This is a genomic window from Sphingobacterium sp. MYb382, assembly GCF_037572665.1.
Classification (GTDB): domain Bacteria; phylum Bacteroidota; class Bacteroidia; order Sphingobacteriales; family Sphingobacteriaceae; genus Sphingobacterium.
This window is the reverse complement of the sequence record NZ_JBBGZT010000029.1, coordinates 535,597-558,402: the sequence shown is the minus strand read 5'-3', so window position 1 is coordinate 558,402 and position 22,806 is coordinate 535,597. Positions and strand designations below refer to the sequence as shown.

Annotated in this window: 26 protein-coding genes; 14 read left to right on the top strand and 12 right to left on the bottom strand. The window is 39.4% G+C overall.

Annotated elements, in window-relative coordinates; genetic code table 11:
* Positions 1–287: ISAon1 family transposase N-terminal region protein (locus WH223_RS20075; protein ID WP_340048768.1), on the top strand; the 287-nt coding region annotated here is incomplete at its 5' end.
* Positions 280–1,263 (top strand): ISAon1 family transposase, encoded by a 984-nt coding sequence (locus WH223_RS20070; protein WP_340049665.1) that lies wholly within the window; start codon positions 280–282, stop codon positions 1,261–1,263. The genes WH223_RS20075 and WH223_RS20070, both read left to right, overlap by 8 nt.
* Before the next feature lie 770 nt (positions 1,264–2,033).
* Here the strand turns inward: WH223_RS20070 and WH223_RS20065 are convergent.
* Positions 2,034–2,846, bottom strand: a complete 813-nt coding sequence (locus WH223_RS20065; protein ID WP_340049664.1) for an alpha/beta fold hydrolase — start codon at positions 2,844–2,846, stop codon at positions 2,034–2,036.
* 454 nt (positions 2,847–3,300) lie between these two features.
* Here WH223_RS20065 and WH223_RS20060 point away from each other — a divergent pair, with 454 nt between their 5' ends.
* The 6 genes from WH223_RS20060 (at position 3,301) to WH223_RS20035 (ending at position 7,737) form a co-directional block, all read left to right on the top strand.
* Positions 3,301–4,395 carry a DUF695 domain-containing protein gene (locus WH223_RS20060; RefSeq protein ID WP_340049663.1) on the top strand — a complete coding sequence of 365 codons (1,095 nt, stop codon included), beginning with the start codon at positions 3,301–3,303 and terminating at the stop codon, positions 4,393–4,395.
* Between the two features lie 26 nt (positions 4,396–4,421).
* A complete protein-coding gene (locus tag WH223_RS20055; protein ID WP_340049662.1) occupies positions 4,422–4,892 on the top strand; it encodes an OsmC family protein in 471 nt (156 codons plus the stop codon).
* A gap of 47 nt (positions 4,893–4,939) precedes the next feature.
* Positions 4,940–5,770, top strand: coding sequence for a carboxylesterase family protein (locus WH223_RS20050; RefSeq protein ID WP_340049661.1), 831 nt, complete (start codon positions 4,940–4,942; stop codon positions 5,768–5,770).
* 69 nt (positions 5,771–5,839) lie between these two features.
* Entirely contained in the window at positions 5,840–6,628 is a 789-nt protein-coding gene (locus WH223_RS20045) for a hypothetical protein (protein WP_340049660.1), read from the top strand.
* Between the two features lie 72 nt (positions 6,629–6,700).
* On the top strand, positions 6,701–7,297 hold the full coding sequence (locus tag WH223_RS20040; protein ID WP_340049659.1) for a hypothetical protein: 597 nt from the start codon (positions 6,701–6,703) through the stop codon (positions 7,295–7,297).
* A 23-nt stretch (positions 7,298–7,320) separates the two neighbouring features.
* On the top strand, positions 7,321–7,737 hold the full coding sequence (locus WH223_RS20035; protein WP_340049658.1) for a GNAT family N-acetyltransferase: 417 nt from the start codon (positions 7,321–7,323) through the stop codon (positions 7,735–7,737).
* A 13-nt stretch (positions 7,738–7,750) separates the two neighbouring features.
* Here WH223_RS20035 and WH223_RS20030 read toward each other — a convergent pair whose 3' ends face one another.
* Positions 7,751–8,131, bottom strand: coding sequence for a winged helix-turn-helix transcriptional regulator (locus WH223_RS20030; protein WP_340049657.1), 381 nt, complete (start codon positions 8,129–8,131; stop codon positions 7,751–7,753).
* An 85-nt stretch (positions 8,132–8,216) separates the two neighbouring features.
* On the opposite strand from WH223_RS20030, the gene WH223_RS20025 reads away from it, so the two are divergent.
* Positions 8,217–8,765 carry an NAD(P)H-dependent oxidoreductase gene (locus WH223_RS20025; RefSeq protein WP_340049656.1) on the top strand — a complete coding sequence of 183 codons (549 nt, stop codon included), beginning with the start codon at positions 8,217–8,219 and terminating at the stop codon, positions 8,763–8,765.
* 117 nt (positions 8,766–8,882) lie between these two features.
* Here the strand turns inward: WH223_RS20025 and WH223_RS20020 are convergent, their stop codons facing one another.
* From WH223_RS20020 to WH223_RS20010, 3 genes are all read right to left on the bottom strand, one after another.
* Positions 8,883–9,326 carry a helix-turn-helix domain-containing protein gene (locus WH223_RS20020; protein WP_340049654.1) on the bottom strand — a complete coding sequence of 148 codons (444 nt, stop codon included), beginning with the start codon at positions 9,324–9,326 and terminating at the stop codon, positions 8,883–8,885.
* A 68-nt stretch (positions 9,327–9,394) separates the two neighbouring features.
* Positions 9,395–10,786, bottom strand: a complete 1,392-nt coding sequence (locus WH223_RS20015; protein WP_340049653.1) for a serine hydrolase — start codon at positions 10,784–10,786, stop codon at positions 9,395–9,397.
* Between the two features lie 173 nt (positions 10,787–10,959).
* Complete coding sequence (locus WH223_RS20010) at positions 10,960–11,388, bottom strand: GNAT family N-acetyltransferase (protein WP_340049652.1); 429 nt, start codon at positions 11,386–11,388, stop codon at positions 10,960–10,962.
* A gap of 221 nt (positions 11,389–11,609) precedes the next feature.
* Between WH223_RS20010 and WH223_RS20005 the strand changes: the two genes are divergently transcribed.
* On the top strand, positions 11,610–12,200 hold the full coding sequence (locus tag WH223_RS20005) for an HD domain-containing protein (protein ID WP_340049651.1): 591 nt from the start codon (positions 11,610–11,612) through the stop codon (positions 12,198–12,200).
* Between the two features lie 67 nt (positions 12,201–12,267).
* On the opposite strand, the gene WH223_RS20000 is transcribed toward WH223_RS20005, so the two are convergent.
* From WH223_RS20000 to WH223_RS19980, 5 genes are read right to left on the bottom strand one after another with little or no spacing between them, the layout of a single operon-like run.
* On the bottom strand, positions 12,268–12,939 hold the full coding sequence (locus tag WH223_RS20000; RefSeq protein ID WP_340049650.1) for an ABC transporter ATP-binding protein: 672 nt from the start codon (positions 12,937–12,939) through the stop codon (positions 12,268–12,270).
* 1 nt (position 12,940) lies between these two features.
* Positions 12,941–14,203, bottom strand: coding sequence for an ABC transporter permease (locus tag WH223_RS19995; RefSeq protein ID WP_340049649.1), 1,263 nt, complete (start codon positions 14,201–14,203; stop codon positions 12,941–12,943).
* 2 nt (positions 14,204–14,205) lie between these two features.
* Positions 14,206–15,309: an efflux RND transporter periplasmic adaptor subunit gene (locus tag WH223_RS19990; protein WP_340049648.1), complete on the bottom strand. Its 1,104-nt coding sequence runs from the start codon at positions 15,307–15,309 to the stop codon at positions 14,206–14,208.
* Positions 15,290–16,600 (bottom strand): TolC family protein, encoded by a 1,311-nt coding sequence (locus WH223_RS19985; RefSeq protein WP_340049647.1) that lies wholly within the window; start codon positions 16,598–16,600, stop codon positions 15,290–15,292. Before WH223_RS19985 ends, WH223_RS19990 begins: the two co-directional genes overlap by 20 nt.
* Positions 16,601–16,610: 10 nt before the next feature.
* Complete coding sequence (locus WH223_RS19980; RefSeq protein ID WP_340049646.1) at positions 16,611–17,525, bottom strand: DUF6268 family outer membrane beta-barrel protein; 915 nt, start codon at positions 17,523–17,525, stop codon at positions 16,611–16,613.
* A 133-nt stretch (positions 17,526–17,658) separates the two neighbouring features.
* Here WH223_RS19980 and WH223_RS19975 point away from each other — a divergent pair, with 133 nt between their 5' ends.
* Positions 17,659–18,690 (top strand): sensor histidine kinase, encoded by a 1,032-nt coding sequence (locus WH223_RS19975; RefSeq protein WP_340049645.1) that lies wholly within the window; start codon positions 17,659–17,661, stop codon positions 18,688–18,690.
* A 2-nt stretch (positions 18,691–18,692) separates the two neighbouring features.
* Positions 18,693–19,442: a LytR/AlgR family response regulator transcription factor gene (locus WH223_RS19970; RefSeq protein ID WP_340049644.1), complete on the top strand. Its 750-nt coding sequence runs from the start codon at positions 18,693–18,695 to the stop codon at positions 19,440–19,442.
* A 66-nt stretch (positions 19,443–19,508) separates the two neighbouring features.
* Here WH223_RS19970 and WH223_RS19965 read toward each other — a convergent pair whose 3' ends face one another.
* Positions 19,509–20,117, bottom strand: coding sequence for a porin family protein (locus tag WH223_RS19965; protein WP_340049643.1), 609 nt, complete (start codon positions 20,115–20,117; stop codon positions 19,509–19,511).
* A gap of 262 nt (positions 20,118–20,379) precedes the next feature.
* Positions 20,380–21,018, bottom strand: a complete 639-nt coding sequence (locus WH223_RS19960; RefSeq protein WP_340049642.1) for a Type 1 glutamine amidotransferase-like domain-containing protein — start codon at positions 21,016–21,018, stop codon at positions 20,380–20,382.
* Positions 21,019–21,341: 323 nt separating this feature from the next.
* Here WH223_RS19960 and WH223_RS19955 point away from each other — a divergent pair, with 323 nt between their 5' ends.
* Positions 21,342–21,722, top strand: a complete 381-nt coding sequence (locus tag WH223_RS19955) for a DUF5856 family protein (protein WP_340049641.1) — start codon at positions 21,342–21,344, stop codon at positions 21,720–21,722.
* Between the two features lie 24 nt (positions 21,723–21,746).
* Positions 21,747–22,796 carry a cupin domain-containing protein gene (locus WH223_RS19950; protein ID WP_340049640.1) on the top strand — a complete coding sequence of 350 codons (1,050 nt, stop codon included), beginning with the start codon at positions 21,747–21,749 and terminating at the stop codon, positions 22,794–22,796.
* The last annotated feature ends 10 nt before the right edge of the window (positions 22,797–22,806 follow it).

The window sequence follows — 22,806 nt, the reverse complement described above, 5'->3', positions numbered from 1 at the left end:
TCATGGATGTTGTCTCAAAAGACAACGAACTTCATATTTATCTCGATGAAAAGAACATAGCCCCTTCAGGTTATGAAAATGCTAAATTAGAATCAAAAGGTTTTATGCCATCCGCTGAGATTAAGGATTTTCCTATTCGCACTCAGAAAGTTACACTTCATATTAAACGCCGACGTTGGACAGTTCTAGCTGATGGGAAAATCATTACTAGAGATTGGAACTTGGTGCGTGAAGGGGCTCGAATGACTACAGAGTTCGGGCTTTTTTTAAAGGGGATATTTGGATAATTATCCCATTAGTGCTCATTTATTAGGTCTTTTCTTCCAGTTAGATGGAAAACAGCTCCAGGAGCACTATAAAAACCATCTTAGTGACTTTCATGATTGGAATCAAAAGTCTCATGCAGAATACTGGACTGTTTTCCCTGATAACACAACAGAAAAGTTAAGTATTGACGAAACGAGCTTCAGTAACGGTGAACTCTATACGATTGTAAGTAGTAAAGCTGCTAAAGGAAGAAAAGGGACTATCTTGGCTACCATAAAAGGAACTAAGGCTGAAGATATTATTCATGTTTTAGAGCGTATACCACTTAGATTAAGAAATAAAGTAAAGGAAGTCACGATGGATATGGCTCCTAATATGGCTAAAGCTGTTCGCAGATGTTTTAGTAATGCTAAACGAGTAATAGATAGATTCCATGTGCAGAAATTAGCCTATGATGCTGTTCAGGAACTGCGCATTAAATATCGTTGGGCGGTCTTGGATGATGAAAGTCGAAAGATTATCAAGGCGCGTAAAGAAGGGAATCACTATGCTGCAGAGATATTACCTAACGGAGATACGCTTAAGCAATTATTAGCGAGATCAAGATATTTGCTATTTAAACACACTTCTCGGTGGTCTGAGAGCCAGAAGCACCGTGCAGAGCTTCTTTTCTTACATTTTCCAAGACTTAAGAAAGCGTATGATTTAGCGCTAGCATTGGGCGATATCTTTAATAAATGCAAGAGTAAAGAAGGTGCATTAACCAAACTCGCGCTATGGCATCATCAAGCCGAGAATGCAGGGATAGAATCTTTTGAAAGTGTAGCAAGGTCTATTGCTGCACATCACCCAAATATCCTTCATTACTTTGATAATAGGAGTACAAATGCTGCCGCGGAGTCTTTTAATGCTAAGCTGAAAGCTTTCAGAGCAATATTCAGGGGTGTTAGAGACACGAAGTTCTTCTTATACCGCGTAATGAAATTGTATGCTTAAAAAAAGATGCCCCCCAAGAATTCAACTTGATCCGGATCAAGGGCTCAGGGCCAGTGTCTGGGGATTGTGGGGCTGAGCCCATCCTGCCACCGGTGAGTGCAAATATATTTGGGACTATTAATCGTGGTTCGATCCGTAGGAGGCTCAGGGCCAGTGTCTGGGGATTGTGGGGCTGAGCCCATCCTGCCACCGATGAGTCTAAGCATATTTGGGACTATTAATCGTGGTTCAATATGTAGTTGATTGAAATGAAGTGTTTTTAAGCTGTTTATTGAGCATCTCCTGCTACCGATATACTTATTCTAATAAATAGAATACCCGAATCCATCGTCTTAATAGATGAGTCAGATAAAACCACCTATATACTATATCTACATAAAAGTATCAAACCCTCCTGCTATCGATATACCTATTGTAATAAGTAGAATAACAGAATTTATCCCGTTTTCAGATTTTTTAAATTGGAAATGAGTGTTTTTTCAGTTGTTTATTAAGTATCTCCTGCTACCGATGTACTTATTCTAATAAATAGAATACCCGATTCCATCGTGTTAATAGATGAGTCAAATAAAATCACCTATATATTATATCTACGTAAAAAGTATCAACCCTTCTTGCTATTAATATACCTATTCTAATAAGTACAACACCCGATTCCCCCGCAATAATAGATGAGTCAGATAAAACCACCTATATATGTAGTCTTCATGTAGGAAAGTTCAGGGGGAGCGTTTCGTATGGCTTATATGCAAGAGGTATTATAAGATGTATTATTTTCCGCTATCAGGGAGATTAAGGTTGGTGTATAACTTAATAATTTCGTTGGCTACCTCCTCAGGCTTATCATAGAAGACGAAATGTTCAGCGTCGTTCATTAAGATATATTTTCGGTTATCTTGTTCCTGTGAGAATTTTTTTAAGCCTTCGATGAACTCCGTTCTTGTTTGACCTTCAAAAGGAGTAATACCTGAGGCAATGATTGTAAGGGGGATATTGAAGTTTTCGGCACTTTCCCTCATGACTTTAGCCGTATTTTCATAATTTAAGATTAGCTGATAAAACCCAATGCTTTCCTGTTTTATAGCAGAAAGCTCATTTGAAAACTGTGTTTTAATTGATTTAGCCCTTTCTGCTGTTAGGAAATACGGATTTACGACATCTATAAAAACAGCGCCTCTTACCGTATTCTTATTATCATTAGCAAACTTCATTGTATAAGCAGCACCTAGTGAGTGTGCTACAAAAAAATAGTCATCCTTAAATCCGAGTTTATTAAGACTGTTATATAAATCTGTTACTTCAGTATTGATGTTAATATTTGTTGTGTCAATATTACTTTTTCCAAAGCCTGCTCTATCATATGCAATTAATGGTGCATTTATTTTCTTAGCGATTAGCATCATTACATCCTTCCAAACGGATCCATCATTGCCTCCGCCTGATTCAAAAATAATTGGACAGCCTGTACCTTCAGTTATATGAAAATAGAGACTATGGTTACCAACTTTAACTAAGGTATCTTTTATTTGTGCATGTAGGCTCGTATAAATGCTCAGAAGAGTTAACAATAGTATTTTTTTCATCTGTTGTGATATGTATGCGGATAAGCGACTAGCGTAAGATAATTGATATTTTATCTTTTTTCGACAATTGTGGAAATTTCACCTTCTTCAAATGCCTTTTGAACGCTATAGAATTCTGATACCCTGCCAGGCCCAACATCTCTATTATATGAATGTATTGCGATAATCCATCGCGTTTACAGATTTTTTGAATTGGAAATGAGAGTTTTGCACGTGTTGTTATGGATGAAACACGTAGAGTTATCCACGATAGTGTAAGGTTTTCCATATAAAATGTTAATAACTATAAATTTTGTTAGTAAAGCCTCTTTAAAACGTTCGTTTTCTAGAGGTTAGTTGTTTTTCTTCGTGTAGGTTGATTTTTTCTATCTTAGTGAATAGTAAAGGTTCATTACTTTTATTAACAAGGTTTAAATCTGCTATTTTACTCCATAGCATCTATACAAGACATAAAATGAGTTTTTTAAAGAATATTTTTGGCAAGAAAGAAACGCCGATACGTACTTACACTGATTTTTGGAATTGGTTTGAAAGCAATCAAGAAGCATTTTATAAAGTTGTAAAAAGCCGAGAGAACCTGGAAAAGGATTTCTTCGATAAACTATCGCCAAAACTTGGTGAGCTGAAAGACGGATTTTACTTCTTAACGGGGATGTCTGGTGATCATACGGCGGAATTGATTATCACTCCAGACGGAATTGTAAAGAACATCGTATTTGCGGAAGAGCTTGTTGCCGCTGCGCCAGCACTTTCTAATTGGAAGTTTACGGCTCTAAAATCAGCTACAAATATTGATAATCTAGGCATTAGAATGGGTGATTATACTTTTGATAGTGAAAGTCTTTCATTTTATGCTATAAATCATGATGCCTATCCGGATGAAATTGATATCGTCATTGTGCACAACGATTATAAGGAAGAAGACCAATCTACCATTATCAATGGTGTTTATATTTTCCTTGATAATTACCTTGGCGAGTTGAACTCCGTCACAGCTATTGATAACTTGAAGATTGTTTCTAATGAACAAGCGGAAAGTGAGCTCATTCCTATAAGTAAATTAAAGGACTACCTTATTTGGCGAGAGAAGGAGTTTGTAGAAAGGTATAGTGAGGTTCACTACGATACGGCCAACGACAGTTATTCGGCTTTGGAGGCAGAGCTTAATAATGGGAGACCATGGTTAGCAATTATGAATACTACCTTATTAAATTGGGACAATAAGGCTTCACATCCTTGGATTTTGGCGGTTGAAATCAAATATGATGGAAACAATAATAATGGAATGCCGGATAAGGAAACCTATGAACAGCTTAATGTCTTTGAAGATGAGGTGCTAGCGGAGCTTCGTGATTTTGACGGCTATCTTAATGTTGGTAGGCAAACGGCCGATAATGTGCGTGTAATATATTTTGCCTGCAAGGACTTTAGGAAACCCGCTAAAACTTTGTATGCATTGACGAAGAAATATGCTGCTACGCTAGATGTTACCTATAGCCTTTATAAAGACAAATATTGGCAGTCATTTGAAAGGTTTAGGACTGCATAAAAGATTAACGATAGGAAAAACTAAGAATGAAAGGGCAGCACGGTTATAAAGCAACCATAAAATGGACCGGGAACAAAGGAATTGGTACCGCTGATTATACCAGTTATGAAAGAAGTTATGAGGTTGCTATTGCAGGGAAGCCTACAATTTTTGGCTCGTCGGATGCTGCTTTTCGTGGGGATGCTACGAAATATAATCCTGAAGACCTTCTGGTCACTTCGCTATCTTCCTGCCATATGCTTTGGTATCTGCATTTGTGTTCAGCAGCAGGGGTGATTGTGCTAGATTATAGTGACGATGCTACTGGGCTCATGACGGAAACGTCTGACGGAGGCGGATGCTTTGCGGAGGTTACGCTAAACCCTGTTGTAACAGTAAGGGAACTGAGCATGGTGGAGACAGCCAATGAATTGCATAAAAAAGCTAATAAGCTGTGCTTCATAGCAAACTCAGTGAACTTCCCCGTTTATCATAAACCAACGATTCGCGTAGCGTGATTAAACAATTCTATAGCTACGCTCCTGTAAAATCTTATTTAACCCATATGTCATTGAAAACCATTCGCAGTCTTTTTATTTTACCGCTATTTCTGGTCGTCATTTTTGCAAAGGGGCAAACACACTTCGTTGATAAAACGGTCGTTGATAGTTTGAGCTTTGCTCAGGTGCGTAGTGTAATTAATGTGCTACCAACCGACCTTTTCGAAAAGCATATTTATAAACAAGGAGATAAAGAGCTGCCTTACCGTTTATTGTTGCCTAAAAATTATAAAAAGGGGGAGAAATATCCACTTGTGATTACGCTACATAACTCTTCACGCATTGGCAATGATAATGAGAAACAGTTGGAACATTTAGCTAAAATATGGACTAGACCCGAAATATATAGTACATACAATGCACTTGTTGTCGTTCCGCAATTTAATGAGCGTTCTTCCTTATATGATAAGGATGCTAATGGTATTTTAGTATCCAAAGCAAGCGATGATGTTCAATTGGTATTGGATTTATTAAGTGAGCTGGAGCATGATTATAGGATAGACCGCGCTAAAGTTTATTTAGTCGGCTATTCTATGGGAGCTTCTACAGCTCAAAATTTAATGAATATGGCACCCAATAAGTTTACAGGTATCGTTTCTATTGCTGCTGTTCCTGATTTCTCCAATCTAACGGCATGGAAGGTTAAGCGAATCCTATTGGTTCATGGGGAAAAGGACACGGATAACCCTTATCAGGGAAGCGAAGAATTGTTTGCTAAATTGAAAGGGCGTAAAAATGTAACCTTTAAAACGTATACGAATCTGAATCATGCTACGATTACGATTCCATTTTTGTTGAATGATGAAATTCCGAACTGGTTATTTAAAAAACGTTAGTATGGCGTTGTTTGAAATTCATCAATCATAACTGTTTTTTATATCACTAAGTTCCAAAAGATCCTCCCTATGATGAAAAGATTATTTCGATATGTAGCTCTTTTAACTTTTATAGTTTTACTGTGTAGTAATACCAATGGGCAAAATATAACGACAACTGATTTCTATTCTCAGTTAAAGAACTATAACCTCTCTACAATACTAACTGCTAAGAAATTTTTAGCGGAAGATAGAGAAGGATATAAAGAGAGGATTGTGCGCCCAGCAATTTTGGGTTTTATTGGCGAGGATTATAAATGCTTTTTTATTCATTTTACTTCTATTAAGCAAGATGCAAAGAACCCGTACGCATATGTCGTAGCAGGTAAGACGATGGTTGAAGATAATATCTGCTTTTTTCAGGGAACGATAACCGTGCAGCAGGCTAGCATATATAAGAGTGAAGATATACCTGCTTATAAACAAGGCTATGCAACTTGTGATGTCATCCTTTATGAAGACAAAAAACAACCTTCAACCGGCATTATAAAGGGGACTATGAAAAGCAAGTTTCTAATTGATGACAAAGATAACTTTCGTTATGATGGATTAATGTTTAGTGCCGATGGATTTGCTAATAACCAATTTGTCGGTAGTTGGACGAGCTATAAAACAAATCGTTCAAAAAGATGCCATTGGGGAGATTACCGTATTCCGGAAAGTGGGGACCTCGATATTGGTGCTGGGGAGTTTAGCGTAAATGAAAAATACATAAAAAATGGCTGGTTAAGTTATGTTTTAGAAAACATGATGCCAAATAAAGTAATCGGGAAGCCCGTAATTAATGAGAAGCTTAAATACAAAAAATGGTGGGAGTAATTCCCTGAGGTAAAATTTGATAATGGCAACTTTTAAGTAATAAGTCGTAATTTTGGATAACCTAAAAACTGGATGAAAGCAATTCGATTTATTTCTATTCTTATCGTTGGTTTATTATTAATAAACATAACCTACAATTCTCAATTTGAAGTTTCCTTAGCTGATGGCTTGTCGTGGTTTGTTTTAATTTTTATTGGTATTTGTTTACTGATTTGGACATTAGTCACCGACATTAAACGCTATAGATTTGAGAAGAAGGTTAGTAGCTTTGGTTTTACTGTTCTTTGTCTATTGATTATTGCTATTGTTTCATTGTTAGAAGTGAAAATTCAGCGTGTTTTTAATCAAACTACCTTATTAAAAGTTTTTTATGACGGAGATTTTAATGGTGTTGGTATCGATTTTAAAAAAAATGGAACGTACATATTTGATAATTCCAGTATTGGGTCAAGTAACTATACTTATGGAACCTATCAAATCAGTGGAGATAGCATAACCTTGGACAGAAATAAAATAGGTAATGTATCAGGCTTAAAACATTTGGTGATTAAACCGAAAAGTAATCCGGATAGTTCTAAAACGGACATGTATCTTTTTTCAATTAACGAAAAGGGTGATATGTTAGCGCATAGTTTAGTTTTTAGGATAACTGTAGATAATCGAGAGTAATAATATTTTCTATTCAATAATTTATGAGATATAAAGCAGTATATGAATTAGTAGCGCCTGAAGTTTATATAAAGCTTCGTACAGAAAGTGGACTTAGTCCGAAAACAATGGAAGCGGCCAAAATAGGACTTGCAAATTCATTGTGTTGCGTTGCTATCATCGATACCGAGAACGATGGAGAGGCTATTGGAATGGGGCGTATTGTTGGTGATGGCGCGTGCCATTGTCAGGTAGTCGATATTTGTGTGCTGCCGGCACATCAGAAAAAAGGACTTGGAAAACTTATTATGACAAAGCTTAAGGAGTTTATCGATGAGTCTTTGCCGAGTTCTTGCTACATTAGTTTAATAGCGGATGGAGAGGCTTATAAACTGTATGCAGCTTATGGTTTTGCCGAAGTGTGGCCTGTATCACGAGGCATGGCATTTTCTAAGAAATAGAAATCCCTATTCCTTAATCGTTTGACGCTTGCACAAACTCACCGTGCTCGCTAACGACTTGATTTCCCCATTGGGTGATGGCGTCTAGAACAGGGATAAAGGTTTTTCCGAAATCCGATAAGCTATACACCACTTTGATAGGCGGCTTTTTACCATAGACGGCTCTGGCTACTAGGCCGTCTTTTTCCAACTGTTTAAGCTGTAGGCTTAAGGTCATCTCTGTAATAGCCGACATTTCTTTGCGTAGCTCGTTGTAGCGCTTGGGTTCATCTTTGAGGTGGTAAAGGATAACTGTTTTCCATTTTCCACCCACCAAATCCATCGTTAAGCTTACCGTGCAAGGGTACGTCTTTCCTTTAAGTTGAACAAAATCAGCTTTGCATTCCGTTTTCATTGTCTCCTATTTTGGGCTATCCTATTTGATAGTTATTGCAAAGTTAGGGTACTAAAGTTAGTTTTGCAACTATAAAAATTATAGTATGGCTTTAGTGATTTTAGCACACCCGACTTATGACAAGTCATTTGCAAACAAAACGATAATGGAGGCATTGCAAAATAGCAAACTCGATTTAGAAATAAGAGATATCCACGCTTTATATCCGGATTATAAAATTGATGTGCAAGCAGAGCAAGCGGCTTTGTTGCGTCATCAAACAATTGTTTTTCAGTATCCTTTTTATTGGTACAGCATGCCTGCTATTTTAAAGCAATGGTTTGATGTGGTATTAACACATCAATTTGCCTATGGTAGTGAAGGCGACAAACTTAAAGGGAAGAACTTTGTGCCTAGTTTTACGGTAGGCTCTTCGAAGGAAAGTTACACGACGTTGGGCTTTCAACATTTTAGAGTCTATGAGTTTTGTAAACATTTAGAACAAACAGCCTATCATACGCAAATGAATTATATTGACCCTATTTATACGTATGGAAGTTCATTAGCCGCAGGCTATCAAGAAGCTGAGATAAAAAAAGAGGCACAGCAGCATGCTGCAAAGCTGATTGCGGCTATAAAAGAGCTGGAAATATAGCTGTTATTAGGTTTTTGGCGTGCTGAGATACGCATTGCCTACTAGTTGCGGCTAGCTTTTTTAAAGGATAGAAGAGTCGCTTTATCCACCAAAAGGCAAAGTTATCCACAAAAAATGTTAATAACTTGCTTTCGATGTGTAGAAGTGTCGTTGTTTGTCTCTTTCCAGTAGTCTTTCTAAATAGGCAATTTTAGCCTTTTCAGCTTCTAGCAAACGCTCATACAGTTTTTTGTTTTCCTCCTGTGCTTCCAATAGTTTGTCTAGTGGATTGAAGGTGCACATATAATTATTGTTATTTGAGCTACTATCTTGAAATGTATTGTTGATGATATTAAACACAGCGTCTTCGTCGAAATTCTCTATTGCTTCAGTTGTTACCCCTAAAATTTTTGCTACTTGAGCAAGCAGTTCTTTTTCAATACTATCTTTATTCTCCATGATAGATACCGCCTGCTGGCTTATGCCTAGTTCTGTAGCAAGGGCCTCTTGTTTGAATCCGCGCAGTTCGCGAATGCGGCTTATTTTGCGGCCAATATGGTTGATATTTGATGCTGTACTCATAACTCAAATATAACAAATTTAGCTGATGTAAAACTAGGTGTGGTAAAATACAAGCATATCTCAGAAAGCTAGTTGAGTGTAGAAAGCATGCCCGATGCATTCTTATTGCCAGCGTCTGTTGCTAAAGCTTTCTCATACCATGTTTTTGCCAACGCTTTATCTCCTTTTTTCAAGTAGCATTCTCCCGTTAGTTCATAAGCATAGGATTCGTCCGTAGGGCGCGTGCAGAGCGGAATCGCGAGGGCGTAGATACGAATAGCATCATCAAAGCGGTTTCGTCGTTGCAGGTATTTACCCGTGGTGATAAGGTCGCCGGCCTCAAATCCAAAATCATATTTATCCTGTCCATTAGCTTTGATTTCTTGGTAGAACGCTAGTCCTTTCTCTACGTCTTTAAGTACTTTATCTCGGATATCCAGATAGACCGACTTTTTAGGTATCGTAAAAGGTTTATCGCTCAAAATGGCTAGAATGGCATTTTTGAGGGCATCGACTTTAAAGTTCTGGTTATTTGTTTCCATTATTATGGATGCTTTTTGTAGATGGTCGGTGTATACCAAAGCCTCAAAATTACTGTTTGACCCTTGATGACGGTGCCATTGCAGCTTGCCTGCAGCAAAGCCTGTCGTACCGAGGCTGCTTTCCCCTCCGGGAAAGTTAACCGCCAGCTCGTTGAATGATTCTTCATTAATGATTTGAAAAGCTTCCAATCGGGTGATGAACGTATACAAGTCGGATACAGTCAATCGCGGAGAACCTGTTGTGAGTTGTATATAAGGCGTCGGTTGAAAATCGTTATCAAAGGCATTCGCTACATTGGGCTTGCTCAAATCGGCATCTACAATGGTATGCTTCATGTGGCTCGGTTTGAAAATATATTTGTCCAAGAACTTGGCATAGGGCAGGCCAGATGCTTTTTCGATAATCTGTTTTTGCAGATATACGTTTGCATGTGCATAAATATAGGCCGATTCGGGTTCAAATTTCAGCGCCTTCAATTGCTGTAGTGAATCCAGCAGCTGTGCATCGGTCTCGTTAGATTGCGCTGTAAAATTAGGTATCCCACTGGTATAATTAATCAGGTGTTTGATTTGCACCTTTGTAGCCCATGCTGGCAAGTCAGGTAAGTATTTAGAAATGGGGTCGTCCAGTTTTAATTTATGTTGCTCTTTGAGCAACATAATGCTTGTCCCATTAAACTCCTTCGCGATAGAACCAATATCAAAAAGCATGTTTGTCGTGAGCGGATTTTTACGGCTTGCATCCGCATATCCCCATGCCTTTTTGTAAATCACCTTTCCATTTTGTGCAATTAAAATTGTCCCATTGAAGACACCTCTATCGTTGGCTGTACGCATCAAAGAGTCAATTTTATGAAGCTGTGCAGGAGTCTGTGCATAGGTCGTGATAGTCGACAGTAGCGCGAGGCAGCAGCTAAATAGTAGTGATTTTATTTTCATAGGGTATGGCTGACTATTCCGTAATTAGAAAGTGCAATTTAGCTATAATTGGGAATCGGTACATGTTAATTAACGCTAATAAAGTGGGCGGGGAGTAATTGTTTTAAAGCCTTCATGTATTCCATAAATGGGAAAAGTATGAAGGCTTTAAGTAAGGTGAACTGCAAAATTTATTACAATTCTAGTTCGTAGTAGAGCACATCTTCAACTGTGCCATCTAACCAGTTCATTGTTTCGCTATGGATGTATATAAATCCTAGGCGCTGGTTTGCCGCTTTTGAGATGAGGTTGCTCTGGCGATGACTTATTGTAAGTTTTTTTAATTGTAAGTTATGCGCCCATGCCATCCGTGCCTTATATAGAAGAGCTGCAAGTCCCTTTCCACGGAATTCCTTTTTAATATAAGATTGGCCTAAGTAGGCTACATCGTCATCTACCAGAAGAATACTCGTCATGCCGATAGGAATATTGTTTTCCAGTAGCACAAACACCGCTCGCGGATGTTGTACACGCTCTTTCCAGTCAGCATCCGTCAGTGTTGCTTCGGCAGGGGTACTCGTTCTAAACATGGCGGGTTCCGTTTGTAGAGCCTCAAGGCGCATGGATTTGTAAAGTAGCGCTTCGTGTTCTTGCAGTTGGCGTATGCTGAATGCGCCGTCTTCTATTTGTAATGGGGTATTACTCATTTTAGTAAGGTTGATTTTACAGATTGATATGCAACAATTTTACAAAATATTTGTTTTACCTGATACGTTAAAGTCGTTAATTTTTAGTGCTGATTATTTTTTAGGTAATATCTTTGTAATGGATAAATTGATACCCCATGATTCCAGAAAGTTTACAAAAGCAGATTGCTTTTATCAAAGAGATTGATAAAATAAAGTATATCCAACGCAAGACCAAACTATTTAACAGTGATAGAAATGAAAATGATGCCGAGCATAGTTGGCATCTAGCAGTCATGGCGATAGTTTTGGCAGGTCATGCCAATGAAGCTGTAGACATCTTGAAAGTGGTGAAGATGGTTTTGATACATGATATTGTGGAGATAGATGCTGGTGATACCTTTATTTATGATACGCAAAAGAATCATCAGAATACAGCCGATGAACGCTTAGCTGCTCAGCGTATTTTTGGTCTACTGCCTGAGGAGCAAGCGCGTGAACTGATTGAAATTTGGGAAGAGTTTGAGGCTGGACAGACGAAAGAAGCAAAATTTGCGAAGTCGATGGACCGATTAGAGCCTTTATTGCAAAATACATCCAATAATGGTGGTACCTGGAATGAGTTCGGTGTGAACTATGAAAAGGTATACGAAAAGAAAAAAGTCATTAAAGAAGGCTCTATTTCTTTATGGGATTTTGCAGAAAACCTGATTGATGAAAGTGTTGAAAAAGGTATTTTAAAGAAATAACTTTTCTCCTAAAATAATAAGATTCCTTGTTGAGTGGCTTAGCGATAAGCCACCCAACAAGGTTGATTTATGAAACAATTATCCCATCGACCACATGAATATTCACATCCGATTGGCGAGCGAAGTCGTCATCATGGGTTACGGTGAGTATGGTGTAGCCTTTTTCGTGACTCAACTCCTTAAATAAGTCCAGTACGACAGCTGTATTTTTTACATCTAGATTTCCCGTAGGCTCATCTCCGATGATGAGTGAAGGCTCATTGATGAGGGCGCGTGCAATAGCGACACGCTGCTGCTGTCCGCCTGACAGGAGGGAAGCCCGCTTTGTTGCTTGTGTAGCTACATCAAGCGTCATTAATAAATCCATGGCACGCTTTTCTATTTCTTCTTTGCTATGACTCCCAAGCTTCAACGCCGGTAGCATTACATTGTCGAGCACCGAAAACTCGGACAACAAGTAGTGAAACTGAAAGATAAAGCCAATATGACTATTCCTAAATGCTGCCAATTGATTTTTTGTGCGTTCTTTGATGTTAATTCCATCGATAGCGATGTTACCTTCAAAGTCGGTGTCCATGGTAGAAAGCAGGTATAGGAGGGTAGACTTGCCACTACCCGATTTGCCCGTGATAGCGGTAAGCTTGCCTTTCTCTACGCCGAAATTTAAGTTATTAAGCACCCGAAACTTGCTGGGCGTATAAAAATATTTGTTCAGATTCTGTACTTCTATAGCGTGCATATTATCCTCTTAAAATTGATATAGGGTCTAGTTGAGCTGCTTTGCGCGATGGCAGATAGCCTGCCAAGGCGGTGGTGAGTAGTCCAAAGAAAAAACCGAAAATATAGTAGTTTATGTTAAAGCGCATTGGGAAATGGTCTAGCGACACAAAAAGGTCGCTTTCGTAAGGAATAAAAGTCATTCCCCAAGAGAGCATCAATCCGGTGAGCAGTCCCAATATAGATCCGGCGAAGCCAATAGAAAGCGCTTGAATCATAAATATAGAGCGTACATCTTTATCCATAAATCCAATAGCTTTAATGATAGATATGTCCTTCATTTTTTCGTAGATCATCATGTTTAGAATATTAAAAATACCAAATCCGGCCACCAGCAAAATACTTCCGGCGATGCCGTAAAAGATGATGCGGTTTAGAGACTCACCTTCAAACAAGAAGGGGTTATCTTTGAGCCAGTCGGAGCTTTTATAACCGTATGTTGCGGTCAGCTGCATGGCATAGGCAGCAGCCTCTTTTCTGTCGATGAGCTTAATGTTGATATCGCTGATATAAGAAGGCGGTACTTGCAAAATGTTTTGTACCGTCTTGAGGCTAGCATAGCAGAGTGTTTTATCCTTTTCAGGAATGCCAGTTTTAATAATTGCCGATAAGGTAGATGTATATTTCTGCCCCTCGGCAGTGCTAACGATGAATTTATCACCGATGTTGAGGTTTAACCGCTCGGCTAGTGCCTTTCCCATAATTAAGCTATTGGGCCTAATGTCCAGTTCTTGCTGGTTTCCTGCAAGAACTTTATCATCTATGTCCATCAATTTATTTTCATTGACATAATCGATGCCGATAAGTTCACCCGTTGTTTTTGTGGGACCTACATTAAAAAATACCTGCGCTTTTATAGAGGCCGAAACAGCCATTACTGTAGGATTATTGGCAATTTCACGGGTTGCTACATTTCCATTTTTTAAGTACTGCAATGACACTTTCGGTTTCGCATGGAAAAGTTTGTTTTCTTGATTGGGAAATACCTTGTCCATGACCGATTGCTCAGAAACTTGGCTCTCGGTAAACAAGCGTACATGTGGGTATTGCGCCAAAGACAATTCGGTAATGTAGTCATTGATTCCTTTGACACAGCTGAGGAGGAATATAAAAATAGCTATACCAAAAGCCACTCCACTGGTTGCGACTATGGTTTGTGTTTTTTTGTCCTTTAACTGCGTGAAAGCCACAAAAAACAGCAACTTGAAATCTTGTTTCTTTTGCATGTCTACTTGTTTTTATAAAGAATATCGCCTGCTCTTAGCCCATTGGTGATCTGCACCTTGCTACCTAAGCGAAGGCCCGTAGTCACCTTAATCTGTTGTTTATCTTTTCCTTGCTTGCGGACAATAGTATCGCCTGCTCGTAAATAATCGGCAGGGATAAGTAGTGCTTTCTGCTGCTCTTTAATCAAGATATTGGCCTCTACAGCCGATTGTGGATAAAAGAACGTTGTTCCATCGATGGTAGCCTCTGCTTTCACGCTGCGCAAAGCTGTATTGATGAGTGCATCAATCTTATGAAGTTGCGCATGGAATACTTGCTTAGGGTATGCATCTGTTTCGAAGGATATCTGCTGGCCTATTTTCACTTTGTTGATATCCCTTTCATCGATAAAGAGCTTTAGCTGGAAGCTTTTATCATTGCCGATAAGCATAATGTTTTCGCCCGGTTGCACCGATTCGCCTACTTTCTTGCTAATGGAGAGTACTTTCCCGTTAATTTTGCTGTGTAGCACTTTCGGTTTCAAGCTATTGTTGGCTTGCGCCAATGCGTTTTCGACCTGTAGTTTAGCGCCAGCGAGTTCGTTGACCTTCGCTTCATATTGCTTTTGTGCTTTGGTGACCTCTGCACTGCTTGTTTCCGCTTGTAAAGCGAAGTCATCGGCTTCTTTTTGAGAAACGGCAGTCGTGAGGGCTAGCTTGGCATAGCGTTCCGCATTTTTCTGATCATGCTGATATCTGCTTTTTGCGGCATCAATTTTTTCACGTAGCTCTTTTAGTATGGGCGATTGCTGGTCGGCAGCCGCGGATGCTAGCACTAGCTGTTGGTGTAGCACCGTTAGTTGTGTGTCGTCTTCGGCTGCTCCAAGGAAAGCAAGGACATCGCCCACGCTCACTTCATCTCCTTCTTTAACTAAAATCTGACTTATTACTTCGTTTGTAGCCGATTGAACAAAAGCATAGGGATTGGGCAATATTTCGCCAGATGCATATACGCCTTCGTTAATGGTTTCTTCTTGCAGAGTAAATGTCGGTTCGTTGGTACTGCAAGAAAACAAGAATAAGGATAGATATAGGCAATAGGCAAGTCTAGATTTTCTGTGTTTCATTTTGTAAATAGTTTAATTCGATTTGGTTTTTTAAGTAGTCTAGCCTTACTTTATTTTCTGCTGTTACGGTTTTTATAAGCTCCTGTTGTATCTGTTGTAGTTGGATCATATCCATAATCCCTGCTTCAATTTTCTGGTTGCAGAGCGTGAGGTTTTCTTCAGCCAGTTTGCGAAGGTCTTCTTGCGCATTAAGCGTTGTTGCTGTTTGTTTAAGGTCCAGCTGCAGCTGTAAATACCGTTTCTTCTCTTGATCCTGATAGGCGACAAATTCCTGTGTCGTTTGTTCATAAAGTGCACGATTGCGTTTAACCGTTGGTGCTCCTCCGGGTGCAAATAATGGTATACGAAGGCGAAAGCCTACATAACCGTTGCTATGCCATTTGGAGAAATTGGTGAAAGTGCTTAGCTGTTCCCCAAATCCAATCTGTCCAAAACTACTGCCCAAGGATAGCTGGGGCATACGGTAATATTTGGATGCTTGCAGCCGTTGCTGTGCTACCTTTATGCTAGCTTCTTTTTCTTGATAGTCGGGTAGCTGCTCGGCCTTAAAATCTAGGATGCGCAGTACAGCTATATTGACGGAGACGGCTACCAGTTCTAGAGGCTCCTCTAAAGGGAAACCCATCCAATATTTTAAATCGAGCACTGCTTTTTGGTACGCCATTTCTTGCTCTGCTTGATATTTCTCGTATTGTCTACGTATAGCGGTAGATTGGTTTATCGCTATTTTATCAAGGAGGCCTTCTTGAAATTTCTTGCTCAACAGCTGGTGTATCAGTAGGTGTTTGGCAAGCAGCTTATCGGACAAATCTTTATTTTGTCTTTCTATCTGTATGTTATAAAAAGCGGCTGTCACGTTGCGCAGTAGGAGCTGCTCCATCGATTGGATGCCGTAGGCTACCGATTGGCTTTTAAGCTTTTCCAATTTACTGTTTTGCCAACTTTGCATATCCACAGCATTCCAGTTGATATGTACATCGTAATTGCCCGATAGTTTCGATCCTGTAGCGATAGCTACTCTTTCGGCCGGTAGGCCGAACAGCTCGCCGGGGTAGCTCTGCACAGGAATTTTCCAATAGTAGCTAGACTCTATGGCTAGGTTTACCTCGGGTAGGAACTTCGCTGCCGCTATTTTCTGCTCGTAATCGGCAACACGGAGCTGTTGTTTTTGTGCGAGCAAGGCTTTGTTATTAGCTTTCGCAAAATCTAAACAGCGGTTTAAATCCCATTGTGCATGGATAGGCAGTGTCGATAGCAGTATTCCAAAAAGAGAAAACAAGATTTTCTTCATTTTTCAGGCCTTAGAGTTTGATGTTTAAACCTGTTGATAAGTACGGAGAGATTTGGAAATAGTAGCTGTCTTTAGACTTAAACATACCTTGTAGCGTACGGTCGGAGAAGGTCGTCGGGCGGATCGCATTGATACCTGCTGTAAAAGGGATGGTTACATTTTTGCCTAGCTTCACCTCGGCGCGCAAACCGCTCACGATATATAGATGAGAGAACATCACATCTTTACCATCTTTTTCTAGTAGGGCCATTTGTCCATTCATCTCGCCGATAAGCGAAAGCTTCAAGAATTTTGTTGCGTTATAGCCGGCGGATACGCTCAAACCATTGGTCATCGCTAGGTTGAAGTCTAGTTTACCCTGTTTTGTCCAGTTTACATAAAGTGCTGGGAAGGCCATCGGGTAACCGAATGTACTGTTTACCGCCACACCACCACCAATTTCTAAATTCGGATTTACCTTGTAGATAAAGATGGAACTTACGCTACCCAAGATGTTTTTCTTTCCTATTTTAGATACATCGGTCGTAGCAGCGTATACACCAACACCTGCAGTAGCCATCAAGCGCCATTTTTCACTAATGGGGCGTGCATGGAAAACACCAACGTCGGCGTTTAAAATTTCAGGAATGACCATTTCTTCGGTGAAATTTTTGTTTTTCAGTGAAACATAAGATCCTGACATGCCTACCCCCCAGGTGATTGGTTTTTTATCCTCGGTCATCTTTACGGATAGCGGAATGTTGATGCTCCCGGAGTAGACCATGGCCGATCCTTCAGCGTTACCCACTTTCTCGCGTGGTTCTTTATTTTTCTTTTCTAGCCAGTAGCTCGAGTTTCCTAAATACTCAGTTTTGAAGGAAATTTGTGAATACCCTTGTACGTAAGCTAAAGTGATAACCGTTATTAACAATGCTTTTAATTTCATTTTTTTGCTTTTTGAATTAATTTGGAAGCAAATATCATTTTAGTGCTGGCGTTCGGGAAGTCTATTTGACCCTTGGTCGTTTGCCTATGATGGTTGGCCATTTGGCTCTTTAAAAAACCGGTATCTTTGTGTTATGAAAAGTTTTTCTCTAAAAAGCTACAATCGTTTTGTCAACTTGCTATGGTTGGCTGTGGCGATTATGTTTATGATTCAATTCGGTGTAAAGCTGCTGCCAATCTATGAAGCCATGCTTATTGGTATTGCCGTGGTGTTGGTAAGCTATCCCGTAACAACACGTTTGAGCACGACTATTCTGCGGAAAGCGATGCAGAAAAATAGTATGCTCTACTTTGCTTTGCAAGCCTTAATCTATTCGATTTTATTGGGGCTATGCTTGCTTTTTATTCTTCGCCTGTTTACCTACTTGGAGAGTATCAATATTTTTCCTGCGTCGACTATTTTTACGAAAGACAATAGTTTTTTTGAAGACTTTGTGAGCTCTATGCTGCTAGCCATCTTTATCAATTTTGGCTTCTGTGGGGTACGCTTCTATGAAGCGAATTTGCGCTTGCAGAAGAACTTAATAGAGTCACAATTGCAGATATTACAGGCGCAAATAAATCCACATTTTATGTTCAATGTGTTGAATCATGTGAATATTTTAATCCGTAAAGAGCCTGATTTAGCCTCATCGCTGCTTGTACAGTATACCAATATCTTGCGCTATCAATTGTATAGTGGTCGAGAAGAAAGTATCAGCTTGAAGCAGGAAGTGGAGTTCTTAAAGAATTTTATCGATGTGGAAAAAGTACGCTGGAAGAATAGCCTTGATGTGAACTGTACCTGGGAAATAGCGGACGAGCAGGCGACTTTGTCTCCACTTTTGTTGATAACTTTTGTGGAAAACGCCTTCAAGCATGTGTCACGCTCCAAAACAGAGAAGGGGTTTGTAAATGTAAATTTGAAACAAAAGGATGGGGTGCTGGTTTTAACTGTTAAAAATTCTAAATATGCAGCCGAACCTCGGACGACGCCGAAAGAGGCTTCGGGTATCGGATTGGAAAATATAAAAGGACGGTTAGAAATTCTGTATGCTGGGCGCTATGCCTTGGATATTAGCGAAACGGATACCGTTTACGCTAGTTCACTCACAATCACACTATAAAAATGACAAATATCGTTTCAAAACAACCCGTGCTAAAGCTGAAATGCTTAATTGTAGATGATGAAGAAAATGCCATAGATGGAGTTGTTGATTACTTGCAAGATATTGAAGCTATCGAAGTTGTAGGAACTTGCTTATCGGCTATTGAAGCTTTAGAATTCTTAAAAAAGCAAGAGGTAGACTTACTATTCCTAGATATTAATATGCCTCGATTGACAGGGCTAGAGCTTTTGGAATCTATGCAAAACCCACCGCTGGTGATTCTGACGACAGCCTATTCGGAGTATGCGCTTGATGGATTTCGTCTGAATGTGGTGGATTACCTGTTGAAGCCTTATACTTTTCAACGTTTTTTTCAGGCAGCTCAGAAAGCTATTGACCTATACAAATCACAAGTGGTTTTAAATAGCAAAGACGATGGGAAAGCTATCGATATGTATATCCGTCAGGGGGATTCTTTTCAGCGTATCAACTGGGAGGATATTTTATTTGTAGAGGCGATGCAGAACTATCTAAAGCTTCATTTCGTTGATACCGTATTCGTGATTCATCAGACAATGACCTCTTTGGCTGAAACTTTGCCGAAGGATAGTTTCTTCAGAATCCATAATTCCTATTTGGTGAATATTAATCACATCGATAAAATTAATGGTGGCCGTTTGTTTGTCAACGGTACGGAGTTGCCTATTTCAAAACATCGTAAAGATGAGTTCTTGAATGCTGTGGTTTATAAAGGATTGATTAGTAAATAAAATAAAAAAAGGCCTTTATAGAAAGGCCTTTTTTTGCTATTAGGAAGTGTTTTATTTCGGATAGTATTAAAATTTGTAGCCGATTGTCAAATATGGATTTCTGTTACTGATTTTTGGACCTGCATTATTGATGTTCGCTAAGCCGTATTCATAACCAGCGCTTACTGCAATTTTGCCAAACTCAACGCCTACACCACCCAATAAACCGTAGTCAAGTCTTTTGAATCCATCTTTACCAAAAACCGAACGTTTATCGTTGTTTGGGTCATTCTTGATTTTTCCAGCGATACCGTAAGCAGCATAACCACCTGCGTGAACAACAAATTTCGTGTTTGGTGCTAAGTCAACTTTGTAGCCTATGCTTAACGGAATTTGTGCATAGATAGGGTTATACTTTGCTTCTGATCCTCCTTTTGACGCGTATTTAGCCCCTTTGGTTTGAAAATCTAAACCCGTAAATACAAATAGATTGTTCGTTAAAGCGATATCTGTCGTTAAACCTAAGCGGTAGCGTACAGCAGATTTTGTGTCTTTAAGATCACCACCAAATGAAGAAAGACTTGCTCCACCTTTGATACCGAAGGTTACTGGATTTTCTTGTGCGAATGATTTGTTTGAAAATGCAGCTACAAAAGCGATAGAAGCAGCGATTAAGGGTAATTTTGTTGTTTTCATGATTGAAATATTTTTATGTTGTTTTTAATATTATGCAACAAATATCCAATCTTGAGGAGCGCTTATCGATTGTATTTGACCAGTGGACGTTGACTTGTGATGGTTGGACAGAAACTGGCCATATCTATGATTTTTGACTGTTTATTCCTATACATCTGTTCCTAAAATAGCGCTACCAACATATGTTAATAACATGTGGATAACTATTCATCTCCAGACAATCTTATTCTCACCAATCATTGGATTTAACCAATAAACATGACTACTCGCTTATTGAAGCTGCGGGGATGCCAATTACTTGGTGTTTGTCACCTTTTATTTCAATTGCCTGCGTATTACTGATGGGTACGAAGGTGAGTTGTGCTTGATACTGAAGAAATACAGTATCCATTATCGCTGTGAAAGGCTCGTTCTTATAGTGTGGCAATACGTAGAATGGTATTAGTCCAAGTCCTGTATTATCTTTTAGTTCGGGCGCTTTATTTTTATCATCTATCTGTTCGACATAGGTAAGGTCGTGAGAAAGAATCATACTTCCTGCGGATGCTCCTATGTATGTTTTTCCGGCAGTGATTTGTGCGGTAATAAATTGGTCTGCCTTTGATTTTTTTAACTCTTGCAGGAGGTAGAATGTATTGCCTCCAGACACATATATGAATTCATTTTTAGCAAGCTTTTCTGTGATTTCTACTTCGTTTTTTTCGGTCACATCGAAAACGTCAACATAGACGCCTAGCGCTTCGAATGCACTTTTGTCGTTATCAACATAGCCCGTATACTCTTCAGGTATACTCGCTGTAATAATGAATGTTACTGTCTTTCCAATAGTGGGATAACCAATAAACTGTTCAAAATACTGTGCTACATCAGCAAAAGAGGCTGTTAAAAAAAGATTTTTCATGACTATATTATTTCAAAATTAAGGGGGATAAAGGTACAAAAAAGCATATGTATGTTTTTGAATATTCCTGATTTCTATCAAGCACTATTCTAATTTTACTTCTATGCGAACAACCCTCGTTATTGTTTGTTTATTAATTATAATAATCATTTTTATTACTGTGCTTTGAGGCGATAATGAAGCTGAAAGTTCAGCGATAATACGTGATTTTTATTTCTTTGCTCATAAGGATCGTCTTGACCAGCAATTATGATTAGCTTTGAGATAGTACGATATGATAAAGAGTAAAAGGAGTGTTTATAAACAAATAAAAACTATCTATTATGGCGTCAAACAACAATTTAAAATCTACGGCTGATTTCCTCGGCAAAATTATTTCCTTTCGAAATTCTTTAAAATTAGTGCATTGGTCTATCACTGGAAAGGGTAGTTATGAAGCGCATATCTCGTTAGACCAAGCTATCGAAAGTCTTAGCGGTATTACCGACCGACTGGTTGAAACAACTATTGCCGTAGTAGGCTCTGTTGAAATTATCATCCCAGAAACGGCACGACCAACGGACCATATTAAGCATATCGGTGACTTCTATGCTTATGTCGAAAAAACACGGGAAATATTTACGGAAACATTCTCGCAATCTATTATCGATGAGTTTCAAGAAGCGGTGCAACAGTTGCTTTTCCGTTTGAAACGACTTGTTTAATTTTTCACCCTAAAGTATTTTCATATGGCTGAAGAACAGCTTTCTTTCAAATTTAAAATGGAAGCTAAAGAACCGCGTATTGAGCCGGGAGGTGGAGGTATCACTCGTGGGGTGTCTGTACGTGAGTTCCCTGCTTCTAAGAATCTTGCCGGCGTAAGTATGCATCTTGACCCTGGGGCCATGCGCGAATTGCATTGGCATGCCAATGCCGCAGAATGGGCTTATGTGGTGAAGGGAGCGGTGCGTACCACAACCATTGACCCGGAAGGCAATACGTATATTGATTTGTTTTATCCGGGCGATGTATGGTATTTCCCGAGAGGGTATGGGCATGTTTTGCAATGTGTGGGTGAGGAGCAATGCCATTTCATCTTAATTTTTGATAACGGCGATTTTTCCGAAGACCATACGTTTAGCGTTACGGATTTCTTATCGTCGGTGCCACCCGCTATTGCTGCGCAAAGTTTAGGTATATCCGTCGAAGATGTTGATAAATTGCCTAAAAAGGAGGTTTATTTTGCACAAGGTAAGGTACCTTCGGTAGGCTCGGGATTGGCCGTAGCGCGTAAAGAGACCACCTTAGTATCGCCTCACCGCTATCCTTTAGCAGCGCAGCAGCCTATTTTGGTGCCTGGTGGAGGTACACAAAGGATTGTTTCGAAGAAGGAATTTCCTATAGCGACAACCATCACGGGAGCAATTTTTGAAATTGAACCCGGTGGGTTACGTGAGTTACATTGGCATCCGAATGCCGATGAATGGTCTTACTTTATTCAAGGACATGCCGAAATGGGCGTTTTCCTTGCGGAGCATAATTTTGTCGTAGATACCTATGAGGCAGGCGATATCGGCTATGTGCCGATGGGGGCAGGCCACTATATTAAGAATATCGGTACAGAAAAGATGATTGTTCTACTGGGCTTCAACAGTCCTTTTTATGAGGCTATAGATTTGAGTACTTGGCTAAGTGGAAACCCGAAAGACTTGCTGGAAGGCAACTTTGGCGTAGGTGCTGATCTGATTAGCCGCTTTCCAACGGAAAGTAAGTTGCTTATCCCAAAAGAGAACGATTAGTGGCTTTTTA

Coding starts and splice junctions, on each gene's coding strand:
- WH223_RS20065 (WP_340049664.1), bottom strand. CDS start 2,846: ATGAAAAAAATACTATTGTTAACTCTTCTGAGCATTTATACGAGCCTA.
- WH223_RS20060 (WP_340049663.1), top strand. CDS start 3,301: ATGAGTTTTTTAAAGAATATTTTTGGCAAGAAAGAAACGCCGATACGT.
- WH223_RS20055 (WP_340049662.1), top strand. CDS start 4,422: ATGAAAGGGCAGCACGGTTATAAAGCAACCATAAAATGGACCGGGAAC.
- WH223_RS20050 (WP_340049661.1), top strand. CDS start 4,940: ATGTCATTGAAAACCATTCGCAGTCTTTTTATTTTACCGCTATTTCTG.
- WH223_RS20045 (WP_340049660.1), top strand. CDS start 5,840: ATGATGAAAAGATTATTTCGATATGTAGCTCTTTTAACTTTTATAGTT.
- WH223_RS20040 (WP_340049659.1), top strand. CDS start 6,701: ATGAAAGCAATTCGATTTATTTCTATTCTTATCGTTGGTTTATTATTA.
- WH223_RS20035 (WP_340049658.1), top strand. CDS start 7,321: ATGAGATATAAAGCAGTATATGAATTAGTAGCGCCTGAAGTTTATATA.
- WH223_RS20030 (WP_340049657.1), bottom strand. CDS start 8,131: ATGAAAACGGAATGCAAAGCTGATTTTGTTCAACTTAAAGGAAAGACG.
- WH223_RS20025 (WP_340049656.1), top strand. CDS start 8,217: ATGGCTTTAGTGATTTTAGCACACCCGACTTATGACAAGTCATTTGCA.
- WH223_RS20020 (WP_340049654.1), bottom strand. CDS start 9,326: ATGAGTACAGCATCAAATATCAACCATATTGGCCGCAAAATAAGCCGC.
- WH223_RS20015 (WP_340049653.1), bottom strand. CDS start 10,786: ATGAAAATAAAATCACTACTATTTAGCTGCTGCCTCGCGCTACTGTCG.
- WH223_RS20010 (WP_340049652.1), bottom strand. CDS start 11,388: ATGCGCCTTGAGGCTCTACAAACGGAACCCGCCATGTTTAGAACGAGT.
- WH223_RS20005 (WP_340049651.1), top strand. CDS start 11,610: ATGATTCCAGAAAGTTTACAAAAGCAGATTGCTTTTATCAAAGAGATT.
- WH223_RS20000 (WP_340049650.1), bottom strand. CDS start 12,939: ATGCACGCTATAGAAGTACAGAATCTGAACAAATATTTTTATACGCCC.
- WH223_RS19995 (WP_340049649.1), bottom strand. CDS start 14,203: ATGCAAAAGAAACAAGATTTCAAGTTGCTGTTTTTTGTGGCTTTCACG.
- WH223_RS19990 (WP_340049648.1), bottom strand. CDS start 15,309: ATGAAACACAGAAAATCTAGACTTGCCTATTGCCTATATCTATCCTTA.
- WH223_RS19985 (WP_340049647.1), bottom strand. CDS start 16,600: ATGAAGAAAATCTTGTTTTCTCTTTTTGGAATACTGCTATCGACACTG.
- WH223_RS19980 (WP_340049646.1), bottom strand. CDS start 17,525: ATGAAATTAAAAGCATTGTTAATAACGGTTATCACTTTAGCTTACGTA.
- WH223_RS19975 (WP_340049645.1), top strand. CDS start 17,659: ATGAAAAGTTTTTCTCTAAAAAGCTACAATCGTTTTGTCAACTTGCTA.
- WH223_RS19970 (WP_340049644.1), top strand. CDS start 18,693: ATGACAAATATCGTTTCAAAACAACCCGTGCTAAAGCTGAAATGCTTA.
- WH223_RS19965 (WP_340049643.1), bottom strand. CDS start 20,117: ATGAAAACAACAAAATTACCCTTAATCGCTGCTTCTATCGCTTTTGTA.
- WH223_RS19960 (WP_340049642.1), bottom strand. CDS start 21,018: ATGAAAAATCTTTTTTTAACAGCCTCTTTTGCTGATGTAGCACAGTAT.
- WH223_RS19955 (WP_340049641.1), top strand. CDS start 21,342: ATGGCGTCAAACAACAATTTAAAATCTACGGCTGATTTCCTCGGCAAA.
- WH223_RS19950 (WP_340049640.1), top strand. CDS start 21,747: ATGGCTGAAGAACAGCTTTCTTTCAAATTTAAAATGGAAGCTAAAGAA.